Source organism: Pseudarthrobacter sp. CCNWLW207 (genome assembly GCF_037203945.1).
Taxonomy (GTDB): Bacteria; Actinomycetota; Actinomycetes; order Actinomycetales; family Micrococcaceae; genus Arthrobacter.
This window is the reverse complement of record NZ_JBBCBS010000002.1, coordinates 188,905-204,349: the sequence shown is the minus strand read 5'-3', so window position 1 is coordinate 204,349 and position 15,445 is coordinate 188,905. Positions and strand designations below refer to the sequence as shown.

Here is a 15,445-nt window from a genome sequence, read left to right as displayed (position 1 = left end):
CATGTCAGTCATAGCACCTCCGCGGCCTGCCCGGTCCAAGCATCCGAGCCGGCATGCCAAACTGCGACGTTATTACCCCTATTTCCTCATCGCCCCGGCCGCTGTCCTGACTCTGGTCTTCCTCGTCTACCCGGTGGGCAGTGTCTTTTACTACAGCCTCCAGCATTCGAATGTGACCCAACCCTGGAACGACGGCTTCGCCGGGCTGGAGAACTTCGTTGCCATGGGCTCGGATCCCCTTTTCTGGCGGAGCCTGACCTTTACCGTCCAATGGGTGGCAGTGGAAGTAGGACTCCAGTTCGTTTTTGGCCTTGCCCTGGCCCTCCTGATCAATAAGACGTTCATCGGGCGAGGGCTTGCCCGGTCGCTCGTCTTCTCCCCTTGGGCCGTCTCCGGAATCCTGACCACCACCATCTGGATCCTCATCTACAACCCTTCAACCGGTATTGGCCGGTACTTCGCCGACATCGGCATTGGCGAGTACGGAGTATCGCTGCTTTCAGGCAGTGGGACGACGTTTTGGGCCGTAGTCCTCGCCGAGATGTGGAAGGGCATCCCGTTCTTTGCGATCCTTATCCTGGCGGACCTGCAATCGGTCTCGCTTGAGCTCTACGAATCCGCGGAGGTGGACGGCGCCGGCACGGTCCGGAAGTTCCTGTCCATCACATGGCCGCACATCAGGCAGGCGGTCATCATCGCCACCCTGCTCCGGGCCGTGTGGGAGTTCAACAACGTTGATCTGCTCTACACCTTGACCGGTGGTGGTCCGGCAAGCTCCACTACCACGCTGCCTCTTTACGTGGCCCAGACTGCCATCCATGACAGGGATTTCGGCTACGGCTCTGCGCTCACCGTCGTCGCGTTCATGATTTTGACCTTCTTCTCGCTGGTCTACCTGCGTATCACCAAGTCCAAAGAGGATGAGAAATGACCTCGTTGCTTCCCAAGGCACCATCGGCCAGAGCACTGGCAGACATTGACAGCGCGCAGGAGGCCCGCCCCGTCAGTCCACTGAAGAAGCGGGCACGCCGCATCGACCGCGTACTGACCTACTTTCCGTTGGCATTGTTCCTCATCTTTACGCTCGTTCCTTTCTATTGGATGCTGCTGTTTGCCTTCCGGCCTGCCGGTTCCACCTCACTGGTGCCGTGGCCAATCACCTTCGAGCACTTCGAAACGGTATGGAACGGCTCGGGATTCGGCATCTACTTCAAGAACAGCCTGTTCGTCGCTGTGATGAGCCTGCTCTGCTCCACCGTCATCGCGCTGCTCGGTGGCTATGCCCTGGCCCGGTTCAGGTTCCGCGGAAAAGCATTGTTCCTGGTAGCCATGCTCTGCACGCAGTTCGTTCCCGGAGCCATGATGCTGATCCCGCTGTTTGAGATCTTCAACGCGGTGGGCCTGACCAACAGTCTGTGGAGCCTCATCATCTCTGATACCGTGTTCCACCTTCCGCTGTCCCTGATCCTGATGGCCGGATTCATCCGGAATGTTCCCATGGAACTGGAGGAAGCCGCGTGGGTGGACGGGTGCACTCGAATCCAGGCTTTCCGGCTAGTAGTCCTGCCGCTCCTGAAGCCGGGAATCGTTGCTGTAGGTTCCTTCGCCTTCATCAGCGCTTGGAACAACTTCCTTTTCGCCATCATGTTTATCAGCAGCCAGGACCGCTTTACCGTGCCCGTCGGTCTCAGCTATCTGCTCGGAGAATTCGGTGCCGACTTTGGGGCCCTCGCCGCAGGCGGGGTCATCGCCATCATCCCGGTGGTCCTCCTGTTCGCTTACGTGCAGAAGTTCCTTGTCCAGGGACTTAGTGCCGGTGCCGTCAAGGGATGAACACGGCGACGGATCACCCTGCTGACCCCCTGACGACCTCGGCTGTGGCCGATTCCACTCCGGCTGAAGTGACCGCCGCATGTTCGGCAGCGGCTGATGCCGCTGCCGAATTCGGTGGCTCCCTCCGATCTCAGCGCTCGGCTTTCCTTAACGAGCTGGCTAACGAACTGGAGCAAGACCGGGAAGCTTTAGAGGGCGCCGCTGCGAGGGAAACCTCCCTTGCCGCCAGTCGGCTTTCCATCGAATTAGCGCGGACTGCGCGGCAAGCACGCCTTTTTGCGGAAGTACTCGACGACGGCGGGTACCTGGACGCCGCCATCGACCATGCAACGGCCACCACACCGGATACGCGCCTCACGCGGATTCCGCTCGGACCTGTGGCAGTCTTCGGGGCAGGCAACTTTCCGCTGGCTTTCGGGGTCCCGGGCGGAGATACTGTTTCCGCCCTCGCCGCAGGGTGTCCCGTCGTCGTCAAAGTCCATCCCGGGCATCCGCACACGAGCCAGCTAGCCTTTGAGGCGATCCAGCGGGCAGTGACCAAGTCCGGCATGCCCCCCGGCACCATTGCCCGAGTCACGGGAATGGAAGCGGGGCGCAACCTGGTTATGGATCCGAACATCCACGCGGTGGGCTTCACCGGGTCCACTACAGCAGGGCGGATCCTTTTTGATCTCGCGTCATCCCGCCCCTCGCCGATCCCCTTCTATGGTGAACTCGGAAGCCTTAATCCGCTGGTGGTAACGGCGGCCGCAGCAGGGGCGCGACCACGTGGGATCGCAGCCCAACTGGCATCGTCCATCACCAGCAGTGCCGGGCAATTGTGCACCAAGCCGGGCCTCATCTTCATTCCCTACGAGGCTGGCGACGCCTTGGTGGCGAGTCTCGCGGAAGCCGTGGGGACAGCGCCCGCGTTGGCCATGCTGAACGAAGGCATCAAACAACGCTTCACCGAGAGTGTCGAGGCCTGGATCGCTGGCGAGGCAGTATCAGTCCTTGTCGACAGCCAGCAAGGCGGTCCGGCCGGCGCCCACCTCGTCAGCGTCGACATAGGCCGGCTCACGGGCCCCTTGCTGGAGGAGGCCTTCGGACCTGCGGCGGTCATCGTCAGGTACAGCACCCAGCAACAGGTAGTTAGCACACCCTCCGGTCATTGGGTGGACAGCTCACCACAACCCTGCTTTGTGAAGAGGCAGAAACGGACGGGCTGAGGCCCATCGCCCAAGCCATGACGAGCCGTTCCGGGCGGCTCGTCTTCAACGACATGCCCACGGGAGTCGCCACCTCGTGGTCGATGACCCACGGCGGCCCTTATCCTGCAACCACGAATTCAGGGCACACGTCCGTGGGAAGCGCGGCAATCAAACGATGGCTTCGACCAGTGACCTACCAGAACGCGCCGGACACACTCCTGCCGCCAGAACTGCGGGAAGAATCGTGCGGCATCCCACGTCGACTCAACGGCTCAATGACCAGGTCCTGAGCTGATTCGGCGACAGGAGTTTGCCACGGCCCCGCTGATTACTTCCCACCGCGCTTGGCGGCGGTGGAACTCCACCCCAGCCGCTGCAGGCGTTCAAAGCCGTCCAGCATCAGGTCGAGGGCGAACTCGAACTCAAACTGGTCGTCGCAGCCGTAGCTGACCACGGAGCCGTCGTCGTGTTGGGCCGCAGTGGCGACCTGGAGGATGTTCGGATACCGTTCCGCCATCTCCTGAACCATGGCGGCCTGCGCTTCGGGAGGTACCGCAGCCTCCGCGCCGCGGCCGGCGGCGGCGTCGTCGAACAGTTCCTGGGTGAAGCCCCACATCCGGCTCCCCAGCGCGTGCATCACGTGATGCGTGAGATCAACGGAGAAGCCTCCGGCCAGGAACATCCCGATGACTTCATCCGTGTACGTGAGGACCGCGGGGGTTCGATTGGTGCGGGTCTCCAGCACGTGACGCACCCAAGGATGCCGCAACAGCGCCTGGCGAGCGGAGAGCACGCGAAGCCGAACGGCGTCCTTCCAGCCTGCATCGGCGGCGACGGGGGCGATCTCGCCGATAACGGCGTCCACCATGCCGTCAAGGAGTTCATCCTTGTTGGCGACGTGTTTGTACAGCGCCATCGGCACCACGCCGAGGTCCTCGGCGAGCCGGCGCATGCTCAGCGCATCGAGGCCCGCCTTGTCGGCGAGCGCGACGGCGGCCTCCAGCACGCGGCCCCTGTTCAGTGGGATCCGGCGCGAGGTTTCCAGCTGCTGGGTCATCCGGACCACCCTTCCTTACACGTTTTCCCTTGACAAGTGTACGCCGTACACCTACGGTTAGGCGCATTAGGTGTACGCCGTACACCATAGATTCAGAGGAACCGAAATGACGACGTTATTTTCGCCCGCTACTCCGACGACACGACGACGCCGGGGGCAGTGGCCCGTACCCGTCGGGCTGATCCTCCTCAGCCTCATCCCGGTTACCGTCGGCGCCGTACGGCTGACGGAACTGACCGGCGGCGCCGCCATTACACCCCAGAACGCCCGGCTTTTCGCTTCCCCCGTCCCGGTCGTGATCCACATCATCAGCGTGACGGTCTACAGCCTCCTCGGCGCCTTCCAGTTCGTTCCCTCCCTTCGGGGCAAGCGCGGGTGGCATCGTACTGCGGGACTTATCCTGATCCCCGCCGGACTGCTAACGGCCCTGACCGGCCTGTGGATGTCCGCCTTTTATCCGCTTCCCGACGGCGACACGGACGTTCCGCTGCGCCTTCTCTTCGGCTCCGCGATGCTGGTAAGCATGGTGATGGGCGTCCTCGCGATCCGCAGGAGGGACTTCGTCCGGCACAGTGTATGGATGACGCGTGCCTACGCCATTGCCCTGGGGGCCGGCACGCAGGCGCTGGTCATCGCCCCTTGGATCCTCCTGGCGGGTCCGCCCAGTGAACTGATCCGGGCGCTGCTCATGGGACTGGCCTGGGTGATCAACCTGTTGGCGGCCGAATACGTCATCCACCGCAGGGCCAGGACTGCCGGACCTCAACGGGCGCCGCTAACGCTGGGCCAAGCACAACGTCCCGGTTCCACCGGACCGGTTCGCTTACACGGCCGGGCCCGGCTCCCCCAGCGACGAGCGCCTCAAACTGCTCGCCAGCTGGGCGGCGACGACCGAAACGAGCTGCCGGCTCCCGTGTCTCTTTCGGACTGAGCCCGCGTGAGGGCTACTGGCAGAGCTGGGAGAAAGTGGTTCCGGCCTTCTGGTAGGCCTCCTGCATCCCCGCGAGCTTTTCCTCGTCCGGGCTCTCCTTCGCAGATTCGTCCGTGTAGTCGAGAATCGCCTGAACGGACGGCTTGAGGTCATCCGATGCCCCGTTCAGGATGGGACGCAGGCGGTTGCCGAGGATGATCATTCCGGTCTTGCCGGCGTTGGCGCTGGTGTCTGAACCAACGATCCTGATCCGTTCGCAGGTCTGTTCGGTGGTCAGCTGCGTCGGTGCGGCACAAGCGGAAGCAGAGACGAGGAGCGCAGCGGCGAGCACGGCCGTGGTGAGTTTCTTCATGGTTCCCTTGATAGGTGGCTTACATCGATTGTAAGCAGAAGCTACGGGCCAGCGGGCACATAAAGTGGACCGGACTGGACCACACGACCGTGGTGGCCGTGGCCGGGTCAACCCCTAGCGATCGAGCGGACCATGCCGAGTCTTGAGTGACAGTGGTCCAAAGCGGAAGAGTAACTGCGGCTTCGCTTCAGGGTCTTCTGCATCTGTAGATGTGTCCGTCATCGTTTTCATCCTTTTTATACAGCAGGCCATCAGAGTTCCGTGACCAGCAGTTCCCCTACCTCACAGTCCAGGACCTGGCAGATGGCTGTCAGCGTGGAGAACCTGATCGCCTTCGCCCGGTCGTTCTTCAGAACCGACAGGTTCACTAAACTCACTCCAACGCGCCTGCTCAGTTCGGTCAGCGTCATTCCGCGCTGCTCCAGCAACACGTCGAGCCGGCAGTGGATGCCCGTCGAATCTTCCGCTGGCATCAGACCAGGCCCTCGGTGTCTTTCTGCAGGCGGCCGCCGAGCTGGAAGACCGCGGCGACCAGGATCAGCACAATCCCGGCCATGAGCGGCCCAACGTTGAAATTTGCGCTGAAGATGATGCTTTCCCCAGCGCCGCCCTGGTTCGCGCCGATAGCCTGGGCCACGCGGTGCCGGCCGGCGGAGTCAAGACCCTGGCCAAGCGTGCCGGCCACGGCCAGTACCACCCCGCACGCTCCGATGATCCACACGGAGCCGGCCGTGAACAGATTCTCGCCCCGAAGCCGGAATGCGAGCACGAACAGCAGGGCAAGGACGGCCAGGATACCGACGAGGTTCAGAACCCCCGCCCACGCCAGGAGGGTGGCCTCGGTGAGGGGCAGCGCAGGGATGGTGGCTTCAATGGAAGCGAAATGTGCTTCCGCTCCGAGGCGCAGCCCGGTGGCGGCCTGGTGCGTGGTGGCCAGCGGAAGGGTCAGCGTCACAGGGCCGGCAAAGTAGGCCACGATGTTGGAGACACCCGCAGCACTAGTGGCAATGGCAGCGACGGCGGCTGCGATCATCACCCATAGAGCCTCGGCCCTTGACACCACTTTCTTGTTGCTTGGCGTCGCTTGGGCGTCGCCCATGGCCTCGTTCATGATTTCCCCCAATAAGTTATTGACTACCGATAATATCGATAAGCGATAACCTACTGATGGCGACGCGGAAGGTCAAGGGCACCTATGACGGATGGCCCTCTCCCCTTCCTTCGTGTAACGCATATTCGTCCCGCCACAGGTGCTCGGGTTTGTATCCAAGCCGGCTGCGCGCCTTATCGATGGACATCAGCGTTTCAAACTCCCCCAGCTCCGGGCGGAGCGGAACGCCCGGAAAGTGGAGGGCGGCAAGCTCGGCGGTGGGGATTGCACTTCCCGTATCCGAGGCCGCGACGTCGTAGATTTCAAAGCCAGGTGCCGCGTGTTCCAGGGCGAGCGCCACGGCGGCCGCCCCGTCCCTTGAGTCGACGTAGCTGAAAAGAAGGTCACGGCGATACGCGGGATCCGGAGCGTTCGCGAAGGTGCCATACTCGCCCGGAGCCACCACATTGGTGAACCGGAGCGAAGTGATGCTCATGCCCGGCTCCCAGCGGACGAGTTGCGCCCACATCGCCTCCTCCGCCACCTTAGCCAAGGCGTAGGTGTTGTTCGCGGCTGTCGTGGCCTCGTCGATGGGCAGCGCGGCAGGCGGTTCGTCGAAAGGGAATCCCATGGCGGTGATGCTTGAGGCCGTGACGATCCTGCGTATGCCTGCCCGCATGGCCGCGTGAACCACGTTGAAGCTGACGGTCATGTTGTTCTGGAAAGTCGCTGCGTCGGGAACAAGTCCGTTCACCGGGATGGCCGCGAGGTGCACCACCGCGTCAAGCCCTGCGTGACGGGCCGTGACGCCGATCAGGCTGTCCAGCGTTTGCCCGTAGTCGGCGAGGTCCACGCGGGTGAACCCCGTGCCGGCAGTGCCCGTGAGGTCGAATCCCGCGACCGTGTGTCCCTCTGCCCGAAGCCGGTCAACGGTGGCCCGCCCCAGCTTGCCTGAGCTGCCGGTGACTGCGATGTGCATATCAAGCCCTTCTGTACGTGGAGCAGGAGCCGGGGCCTAGCCCCGGGTCCGCTCCTCAAGGATTTCGAGAATGTGCCGGTATTCCTTGCCGGTGGCGCGGCTCATGCCAATCTCGCACGTGCGGTTGCAGGAGGCATGTGCCTCGAAGTCTCCGCCAACCACCTCTGCCGCCTCGGCCCTGGTGGCAGAGCCGGTAAGTTCCGGGTGCAGCATTCCCCGGTCGCCGGCAAACCCGCAGCACCCCCAGGAATCCGGCACGACGGCCTTACCGGAAACAGCCTCGGCAAGCGTGCGCAGTCCCTCGTTGGTCCCGAGGCGCGTACTCGCGCACGTGGGATGAAGGACCAACGAGGACACCGGTTCCTGCACCCGAAGGTGTGGAAGCAGCTCGGCGGCTGCAAAGTCCACGGAATCGATGACCCGCAGCGGCACGGGTTCACCGGACCCGTAAACCTTGGCGAGCGCATGCAGCAGGCCCTCCGTGCAGGACGAATTGTCGGTCACCACCGGCAACCTCCCGCCGTCGGACGCTGCCATCAGGCTGGCCACGGTCCTCTCGGCCATCGCGGCAAACCCGTCCGCCAGGCCCTTGGACTTCCAGGGCGTACCGCAGCACAGGGCGTCAACGCCGGGCGGAATGACGACGGCGACACCCGCCCGGGCGCACAGCCGGCGGAACGCCTCGGCTGCTCCGACGCCGCCCTCCGCGGGCCCGAACATGGAACCTGTGCAGGAGGCAAAGAACACCGCCTGCGCCGGCTTTCCAGCCGCTGGACCGTCCGAGTGGGCGCGCCTGCTGCCGCCGGCAGGAAGGTCGCCGGTCCAACGCGGCACCACATCGGCGCCGAGTACGGCGCGTGCTGCTTCGCTGGCCCCGCGGACGAGGGGAGCCGGCAGCCACGCCGCCACGGTCAGGGCTGTCGCTGCCACCCGCGTGACCGGCTCCCACTGTCCGGCAACTGCGCGGCCTGCTGCCTGGGTGAACCGCGAAGCGTCCTGTTCGCGCAGGCGCCGGACAAGGTCGCCCGTATTTATCGACACCGGACACGCCGTCTGGCACATCCCGTCGACGGCGCAGGTCTCCACTGAGTTATAGGTCTCGGCGCGCGCGAGTTCGGCGTCGAGCGCGGCGTCCCCCCGGGCGGTAGCTGCAGCCCGGGCCCGGCGGACCGCGATGCGCTGACGCGGCGTGATGGTGATGTCCCGGCTGGGGCACACCGGCTCGCAATAGCCGCACTCGACGCAACGGTCCACTTCCGGCTCAACGACGGGAGTCAGCTTCAGGTGCGCCAGGTGCGATTCCGGGTCGTCGACGATCAACACACCCGGGTTGAGGATCCCGGCAGGGTCACAGAGCCGCTTGACCTCCAGCATGACCTGGTAGAGCCGCCGGCCGAACTGCCATTCGACGAAAGGGGCCATGATCCGGCCGGTGCCGTGCTCGGCCTTGAGGGTGCCGCCAGCGTCCAGGACCAGCTCCACCAGGTCTTCGGTGAAGGCCCGCTGGCGCTCAACCGCGCCGTCGGCCGTGAAATCTTCGGTGATGAGGAAGTGGATGTTGCCGTCCTTCGCATGGCCGAAGATCACGGCGTCGCCATACCCGTACTGCGCAAAAAGGCGTTGGAGGGAAGCACAGGTCGGCGCGAGCAATGGGACAGGCACCGCAATGTCCTCCAGCAGTGCCGTGGTGCCGGGTCGCCGGGCGCCGGCAATGGCTGCGTACAGCCCCTTCCGCGCATGCCATAAATGGGCCCGCTGCTTCGGGTCGGCGGTCGGTTCAAACGACGGGGCACCGGCAGTCACCAAGGCTGCGCGCGCGTTCCCGAGACGCTCGTCGAGTTCGTCGTCATCCTGCCCCTGGTACTCGATGAGGAGAGCAGCGTGGGAGGCGATGTCCACACTGGCGAGGATGTCTGCGGTGGCCGGATCGTTTTGAACAACACGCAGCGATGCGGCGTCCAGCAGCTCAATGGTGGCCGCCCCCGTGTCCACCAGGACGGGCAGGATTCGCGTGGCCTTCTCCAGGTCGTCGAAAATCACCAGGGCGGTGGCAGCGCACGGCGAAATCGGCACTGTGCCGAATTCAACCTCGGCAATGAAGCCGAGCGAGCCCTCGCTGCCCACCATCAGGTGGGCCAGGATCTCCGCCGGGGTGTCGAAGTCGAGGAACGAGTTAAGGCCGTAGCCCATCGTGTTCTTGCCGCGGTACTGGCGCCGGATCTCCGCCGAAAGCCCGGAGTCGGCCATGATTTGGTCGCGGAGTTTGGCGAGGCCGGAGTGCAGGGACGGTTCGGCAGCGGCCATCCTTTCGTCCGCGTCCGCGAGGGAGGTATCCACCACGGTTCCGGACGCCAGCACGAACCTCAGTGAGCGTAGTGTCCGGTAGGAGTTGAACTCCGTGCCGCACGCCATCCCGCTGGAGTTGTTCGCCACCACGCCGCCCACAGTTGCCGCGATCTCGCTGGCCGGGTCGGGCCCGAGCTTCCGGCCGTGGCGAAGGAGCCTCGCGTTGACCTGGCGGATGGTGGCGCCAGGCTGGACGACGACGGTACTGCCGTCAGCTGCGGCGCGGATGTCCCGGAAAGCGCCCCGGACGTCAATCAGCAGGTCTTCGCCCGACGCCTGGCCGGACAGGCTGGTTCCCCCGGAGCGGAGTGTAATGGAGCGATGGTGGTCGTGTGCGTACCGGAAAGCGGCAGAAACGTCCTCCAACGAGCGTGCGCGCACCACCGCCGCGGGCGTGAGCAGGAAATGGGAGGCATCGACGCCGGCCACAACGCGATCGAAGACCTCGACGCTTACGTCCGCGCCCGCCGTCGAACGGTGTCTTTGTCCCGGCAAACCTCTGCTTCCACCGGCGAGCGCCGCGGTGAGAGAGGACGCCAGGCCGCGATCGCCGGCCTTCACGGCAGCGCGGTCCGCCGTGCCATCACGGTGCAACACTTGCATAATCTATCACTTCCGAATTATGATACACTCTTCATAAACCTGCATGGATTGTTCCAGCCCTGGGGATCAAGGGGACGCCTCCTGCAGAACCGCCATCCCTGATCGGAGCCTCCCTTGGCAAATGGCCGCAACGCCGCCCCCGTTGATGGTCAGGTCCGCCTCCTGACCAAGGTGGCACGCATGTACCACGAGCGCGGAATCCGCCAGGCGGACATCGCCACCGCCCTGAACATTTCGCAGGCTAAGGTCTCCCGTCTGCTCAAGCGCGCGGTCACGCAGGGAATCGTCCGCACCACCGTGATGGTCTCCCCCGGCGTCTACTCGGATCTCGAGGAGCGCCTGGAGGCGAAGTTCGGACTGCTGGAAGCTGTGGTCGTGGATATCGAGAGCGACGACGACGAACGGGCCGTCCATTCGGCGCTCGGGGCGGCGGCAGGCAGCTACCTCGAGGCCACCCTCGGCGGTGGGGACCGCATCGGCATCTCCTCGTGGAGCCAGACGCTGCTCGCCCTCGTGGACCGAATGCGGCCGTTCAACGTTGGTGGCGCCACCCAGGTTGTCCAACTTCTTGGCGGCATCGGCACCCCCGAGGTGCAAAACATGGCCCAGCGACTCGTCGGCGAATTTGCCCGGATGCTCGGCGCGGAGCCGGTTTACGTTCCCGCCCCCGGAGTGGTGGCCGACCGCGCCATCAGGGACAGCCTCCTGCAGGAAGCCGCGCTCACCGAGGTAGCGCGGCGATGGAACGAACTCACCATGGCAATTGTGGGCATCGGCAGCATCGAACCATCCAACCTGCTTGCGGAAAGCGGAAACGCCTTCTCCCCGGAGGACCGCGAACGGCTCCTGCAGGAAGGGGCGGTCGGCGATATCTGTCACCACGTCTTCACCGCAGACGGGACGGCAGTCACGGGTGACCTTGCTGCGCGCACCATCTCGATCCCGGTGGACAACTTCCTGTCTATCCCCAGGCGCATTGGCATCGCCGGTGGCCTGCGGAAGCGGGAACCCATCCGCGGAGCGCTGGCGGGCGGGTGGGTCAACGTCCTCATCACCGATATCCACACCGCCGAGGCACTGGCCGGCCAAGAGGCCGGCGGCGCAGAAACCGAAAGCCGGGGGCTCACCGCTTAGCCGGGAGTGACGCAAGCAGCTGGTGCAGGCGCTTCACACCCGATTCCAGGCTCGTCAGCACCGGTATCGCCACATCGGAGCCCTCGGCGGCACTTGCCATCGACGCCTGAGCCAGGACCACGACGTCTGAGTCTTCTGCGGCATTCCGGATCGCCGCCGCGACCTTGAGGTCGTGGCTCGCACGGTCACCTGAGGCAACAGCCGCAAAAGCGCCCTCGACCACTACGCTCCGGATGGTGGGCGTAAGCCCGGCTGCCCTGGCCCGCTCGGCAATGAGACGGGAGGTGGGCCCGCACGTCGTCGGGAGGGTGGCCAGCACGGTGATCCTGGCACCGGTCGCCACCGCTTCGTCGGCCATGGCCTCATCGATGCGCAGGATGGGGATGCCCACCTCAGCCGAAACGGACGCGGCGAGTTCGGAAATGGACGAGCACGTCAGCATGATGGCCTCGGCGCCGGCATCTGCCGCCGCCTTCGCAAGTCCGGCGACGCGGCGCGGCACCGAACCGGACATCTCCGGGTCGCTGAGGTCAGCCACGATGCGGTCGTCCAGGTAGTTGATTGCCGTGACGCCCGGCAGTTCCCGCTTGACCAGCTCCATGACGGGGCCGATCACCACTGCGCCCGTGTGCAGCAGGGCAATCCTGGGGCTCTCACTCATTCGGTCGCCTATCCCTTCACTGAACCGGCAGCCATGCCGGCCATGATCTTCTTGTTGAGGAATACAAACACGATCAACAACACCACGATGTTGATGCTCACAGCCGCAAAAAGCGGTCCGTACTGCGTCGAGCCGTACTGGTCGCTCAGGCTCAGCAACCCCACCTGGATTGTGGCAAGATCCGGCCTGGTAGTGAAGGTCAGTGCGATAAGCAGGTCATTCCACACGCTGAAGAACTGCACCAGGCCGATGGTCAGGATGGAGTTCCGCATCATGGGCAGGCCGATGACAAAGAATGACCGCAGCGGGCTCGAACCGTCAACCGTTGCGGCCTCGAAAATTTCACGCGGGATGGACCGGAAATAAGCGGCCATCAGGAAGGTGGTCAACGGCAGGCCCATCACCGTATAGGTGATGATGAGCGGCCAGAGGGAGTCCGTTAGGCCCGCCCGGAAGTACACCGTGAAGAGCGGCACCAGGATCATCTGCCCCGGAACCATGATGCCCGCAAGGATGTAGAGGAGCGTGCCCTTCCGGCCCTTCCAGACCAGCACCTCCAGCGCATAGCCTGCCGCCACGCCGATCAACACAATGAGCGCTACCGACGGAATCGTCACCAGGATGCTGTTGAGGTAGTTCCGCGATACGTTGCCGTTGTTCAGGGCTGTGGTGTAGTTGTCGAAAATCCAGTTCTCGGGCAGCGACAACGCCGGGTTGGACAGGAACTCGGACTGCGTCTTGAACGAACCAAGGATCATCCAGACCTGCGGGTAAAGCACCACAACCACCACGATGGTGACGATGATCCACACGGGAAGGCGCTTGAGGGCGCGACGGGCACGACGGCGGTTGCGGAGTGGTTGTTCCGACCTCAAGAGCTCCGTGGCAGGAGGGTTTTCGAGCTGTGGTTGGACGGTCATCTCAGTCCTCCGCCTTGCGTTGGGACGATCGGAAAATCGCGAGGGTGAAGATCAGGCACAGGAGCGTCAGAACCAGGGCGATAGTGCTGCCATAGCCATACTCCGCATACTCGAATGCTGTCCGGTACATGTAAAGGGTCAGCGGCGCGGTAGAGGTTCCCGGGCCGCCGTTGTTGAGTGCAAGCAGGCTGTCAAAGACCTTCAGCGTCGCGTTGAGGCTGAAGATGATCGAAGACAGCAGAATGGGCAACGAAAGCGGCACCACGATATGCCGCACCAGCTTGAGCCCGTTCGCACCGTCAAGCTTCGCCGATTCGAGAATCTCGTCGGGAATGTCGAGCAGCCCCGCGTAGAGCAGGATTGCGTAGAAGCCCATGGAACCCCACAGCGTCATGGCGAGCGCGGTGGCCATGGTGCCCGAGGTAGTGGCGAGGAACTCCACGCTCTCTCCGCCAAAGAAGTTGATGAGGTCGTTGACGGGACCTTGGTTATCGCCCACGGCCACAAAGCTGCGGAAAAGCAGGGCGACGGCGACCGTCGGCAGGATCGCCGGGAAGAAGACGATCGTGCGGAGCAGCGATGAACCTTTGCGCAGGACAAAGACGTAGAGGAGTGCCAGCATGTACCCCAGCAGGATCTGGCCCACCGTGGCGACGATCGCGAAGAACACGCTGACCCCGAGGGACTGCAGCGCCGCCTCGTCCGTGAAGAACTTGGTGAAGTTATCGACTCCAACAAACTCGAAGCCGCGAAGGGTGTTCCCCTCAAAGAAGGAAAGGCCGAGGGACCAGGCCACGGGGCCAATCTTCAGCAGTGTGTACAGCAGGAGGGCTGGAGCCAAGAGGATGATGATCGTCTTGCGGTCCCCGAACACCGAGTTCATAGTTCAAACCTTTCGTCGGCTGGAGGCCCGGCCACCCGGAAAGGGTGGCCGGGCCTGGCCGAATCAACGGGCAGCGTCAACGCTCTTCTGAAGGGCGCTCATGTAGTCCTCGGCCGACATCTGGCCAGTGGTGAGCAATGAGACGTTGGTCGAGGCCAGTGAGTTGCTCTTCGGGTCCAACAGCGCTTCGAACCAGAGCACGGGATCCTTGAGTCCGGTGATCTTTTCCTGGATCTGGGAGGTCATGACCGGGAGTTCCTTGACGTCCTCGTTGACCTTGAACCCCGAGATGGTGCCGGAGTCCTTCAGTGCCTGGGTGCCGTAGTTCTCCGAAATGCACTTCAGCCATTCGCCGACCTTCGGCCCGAACTGCTTCGGTGACATAGCCATCACAGCGCCCGCGTTGGCCGCGAACTGGTCAATGCTGCCTGAGCCGCCTTCGACTGCAGGGAAGGCCATAAAGCCGATGTTGGTGTCACCAATGGTGTTCCGTTTGGGGTCATTGATGGAGCTCAGCAACCAGCTGCCGTCATAGGTCATGGCTGCCTTGCCGGTCAGGAAGAGGTTCGTGGACGTGTCGGCGTCGCGGGTGGAGAAGCCTTCGCCCAGGGCGCCGGAGGAAGCAAGATCGGCCAGGGCCTTTGCGCCCGCCACGTACTTGGGGTCGGTCAGCTTGGCCTTGCCATCCCTGACATCCTTCATCGCATCCGGACCAACATTCCTGAAGATGTACATGCCCATGAGCCGGGTGAGCGGCCACCCTGCGGCTCCGGCCTGGGTCATCGGCATGACGCCCGCCTGGGCAAGCTTGGCGTGGGCCTTCCTGAGTTCATCCCAGGTCTTGGGCTCTTGGATGCCGTTGGCCGCGAAGATCTGCTTGTTGTACCAGATTCCCTCGACGTTGTACTGATACGGCAGGGAGACCATGCCGCCGTAGACGTTCTCCACTGTGGCGGCGGCCGCGGGCAGGAGCTGATCGGCGGCACCAAGCTTCTCCAGCGCTTCCTTGTAGTCCAGCACCAGGTCCCCCTTGCCGAGATCTCCGTCCGGGCGGACCATGGCGGTGCCCGCGATGAAGTGTGCCGGAAGGGCGCCCTGGCCGGCAAGGAGCGTGACCTTTTGCACGACGTCGGCCTGCGCGACCTTCTGGTGTTCAATCGGGAGTGCCGCGTTCTCTGCCGAGCAGGCACCCTTGGCCAGCGCATCAAGGGTGGCCGGAAGGGCTTTGTTCTCGTTCGCCGTCAGAATGGTGAAGCTGCTGGGGTCAGTGCCGGTGCTCCCAGCCGTGCTGCCGGCCTGTGGTGATCCGCCACATGCAGAGAGCGGAGTAAGTGCGAGTGCGACGGCCGTTGCCACCATCACTCGACGACTGCGGATTGCTTTCATGACGTCCTCCTTGACGGCTGCCATTCGGTGGCAGCAAACCTCTGATCGATGCGTTTTCAATCAGGAGTGAGAGATTATTC

Annotated in this window: 15 protein-coding genes; 5 read left to right on the top strand and 10 right to left on the bottom strand. The window is 63.8% G+C overall.

What is annotated here, in order from left to right; genetic code table 11:
- Window position 1 precedes the first annotated feature (1 nt).
- From V9L17_RS03975 to V9L17_RS03965, 3 genes are read left to right on the top strand one after another with little or no spacing between them, the layout of a single operon-like run.
- Complete coding sequence (locus V9L17_RS03975; protein ID WP_337350559.1) at window positions 2–931, top strand: carbohydrate ABC transporter permease; 930 nt, start codon at window positions 2–4, stop codon at window positions 929–931.
- Window positions 928–1,833 carry a carbohydrate ABC transporter permease gene (locus V9L17_RS03970; RefSeq protein ID WP_337350558.1) on the top strand — a complete coding sequence of 302 codons (906 nt, stop codon included), beginning with the start codon at window positions 928–930 and terminating at the stop codon, window positions 1,831–1,833. The genes V9L17_RS03975 and V9L17_RS03970 overlap by 4 nt, the downstream gene beginning before the upstream one ends.
- A complete protein-coding gene (locus V9L17_RS03965) occupies window positions 1,830–3,041 on the top strand; it encodes an aldehyde dehydrogenase family protein (RefSeq protein WP_337350557.1) in 1,212 nt (403 codons plus the stop codon). Before V9L17_RS03970 ends, V9L17_RS03965 begins: the two co-directional genes overlap by 4 nt.
- A gap of 310 nt (window positions 3,042–3,351) precedes the next feature.
- Here the strand turns inward: V9L17_RS03965 and V9L17_RS03960 are convergent, their stop codons facing one another.
- Window positions 3,352–4,080 (bottom strand): TetR/AcrR family transcriptional regulator, encoded by a 729-nt coding sequence (locus V9L17_RS03960; RefSeq protein WP_337350556.1) that lies wholly within the window; start codon window positions 4,078–4,080, stop codon window positions 3,352–3,354.
- 106 nt (window positions 4,081–4,186) lie between these two features.
- Here V9L17_RS03960 and V9L17_RS03955 point away from each other — a divergent pair, with 106 nt between their 5' ends.
- A complete protein-coding gene (locus V9L17_RS03955; RefSeq protein WP_337350555.1) occupies window positions 4,187–5,011 on the top strand; it encodes a DUF2306 domain-containing protein in 825 nt (274 codons plus the stop codon).
- Window positions 5,012–5,024: 13 nt separating this feature from the next.
- On the opposite strand, the gene V9L17_RS03950 is transcribed toward V9L17_RS03955, so the two are convergent.
- The 5 genes from V9L17_RS03950 to V9L17_RS03930 all read right to left on the bottom strand — a co-directional run bounded on the left by V9L17_RS03950 (window position 5,025) and on the right by V9L17_RS03930 (window position 10,375).
- Window positions 5,025–5,363 carry a hypothetical protein gene (locus V9L17_RS03950; protein WP_337350554.1) on the bottom strand — a complete coding sequence of 113 codons (339 nt, stop codon included), beginning with the start codon at window positions 5,361–5,363 and terminating at the stop codon, window positions 5,025–5,027.
- 251 nt (window positions 5,364–5,614) lie between these two features.
- A complete protein-coding gene (locus tag V9L17_RS03945) occupies window positions 5,615–5,836 on the bottom strand; it encodes a helix-turn-helix domain-containing protein (RefSeq protein ID WP_337350553.1) in 222 nt (73 codons plus the stop codon).
- Entirely contained in the window at window positions 5,836–6,474 is a 639-nt protein-coding gene (locus tag V9L17_RS03940; RefSeq protein ID WP_337350552.1) for a hypothetical protein, read from the bottom strand. Before V9L17_RS03940 ends, V9L17_RS03945 begins: the two co-directional genes overlap by 1 nt.
- 82 nt (window positions 6,475–6,556) lie before the next feature.
- On the bottom strand, window positions 6,557–7,432 hold the full coding sequence (locus V9L17_RS03935; RefSeq protein WP_337350551.1) for an NAD-dependent epimerase/dehydratase family protein: 876 nt from the start codon (window positions 7,430–7,432) through the stop codon (window positions 6,557–6,559).
- 36 nt (window positions 7,433–7,468) lie between these two features.
- Entirely contained in the window at window positions 7,469–10,375 is a 2,907-nt protein-coding gene (locus V9L17_RS03930; protein ID WP_337350550.1) for an FAD-binding and (Fe-S)-binding domain-containing protein, read from the bottom strand.
- A 120-nt stretch (window positions 10,376–10,495) separates the two neighbouring features.
- On the opposite strand from V9L17_RS03930, the gene V9L17_RS03925 reads away from it, so the two are divergent.
- The gene (locus V9L17_RS03925; protein WP_337350549.1) at window positions 10,496–11,515 is read left to right on the top strand and encodes a sugar-binding transcriptional regulator; all 1,020 of its coding nucleotides are present in this window, start codon (window positions 10,496–10,498) and stop codon (window positions 11,513–11,515) included.
- Here the strand turns inward: V9L17_RS03925 and V9L17_RS03920 are convergent.
- The 4 genes from V9L17_RS03920 to V9L17_RS03905 all read right to left on the bottom strand — a co-directional run bounded on the left by V9L17_RS03920 (window position 11,505) and on the right by V9L17_RS03905 (window position 15,365).
- Window positions 11,505–12,176, bottom strand: a complete 672-nt coding sequence (locus V9L17_RS03920; protein ID WP_337350548.1) for an aspartate/glutamate racemase family protein — start codon at window positions 12,174–12,176, stop codon at window positions 11,505–11,507. The genes V9L17_RS03925 and V9L17_RS03920 overlap by 11 nt on opposite strands.
- 8 nt (window positions 12,177–12,184) lie before the next feature.
- On the bottom strand, window positions 12,185–13,096 hold the full coding sequence (locus tag V9L17_RS03915; protein ID WP_337350547.1) for a carbohydrate ABC transporter permease: 912 nt from the start codon (window positions 13,094–13,096) through the stop codon (window positions 12,185–12,187).
- A gap of 1 nt (window position 13,097) precedes the next feature.
- Window positions 13,098–13,979, bottom strand: coding sequence for a carbohydrate ABC transporter permease (locus V9L17_RS03910; protein ID WP_337350546.1), 882 nt, complete (start codon window positions 13,977–13,979; stop codon window positions 13,098–13,100).
- A 63-nt stretch (window positions 13,980–14,042) separates the two neighbouring features.
- Window positions 14,043–15,365 carry an ABC transporter substrate-binding protein gene (locus V9L17_RS03905; protein WP_337350545.1) on the bottom strand — a complete coding sequence of 441 codons (1,323 nt, stop codon included), beginning with the start codon at window positions 15,363–15,365 and terminating at the stop codon, window positions 14,043–14,045.
- Window positions 15,366–15,445: the final 80 nt, after the last annotated feature.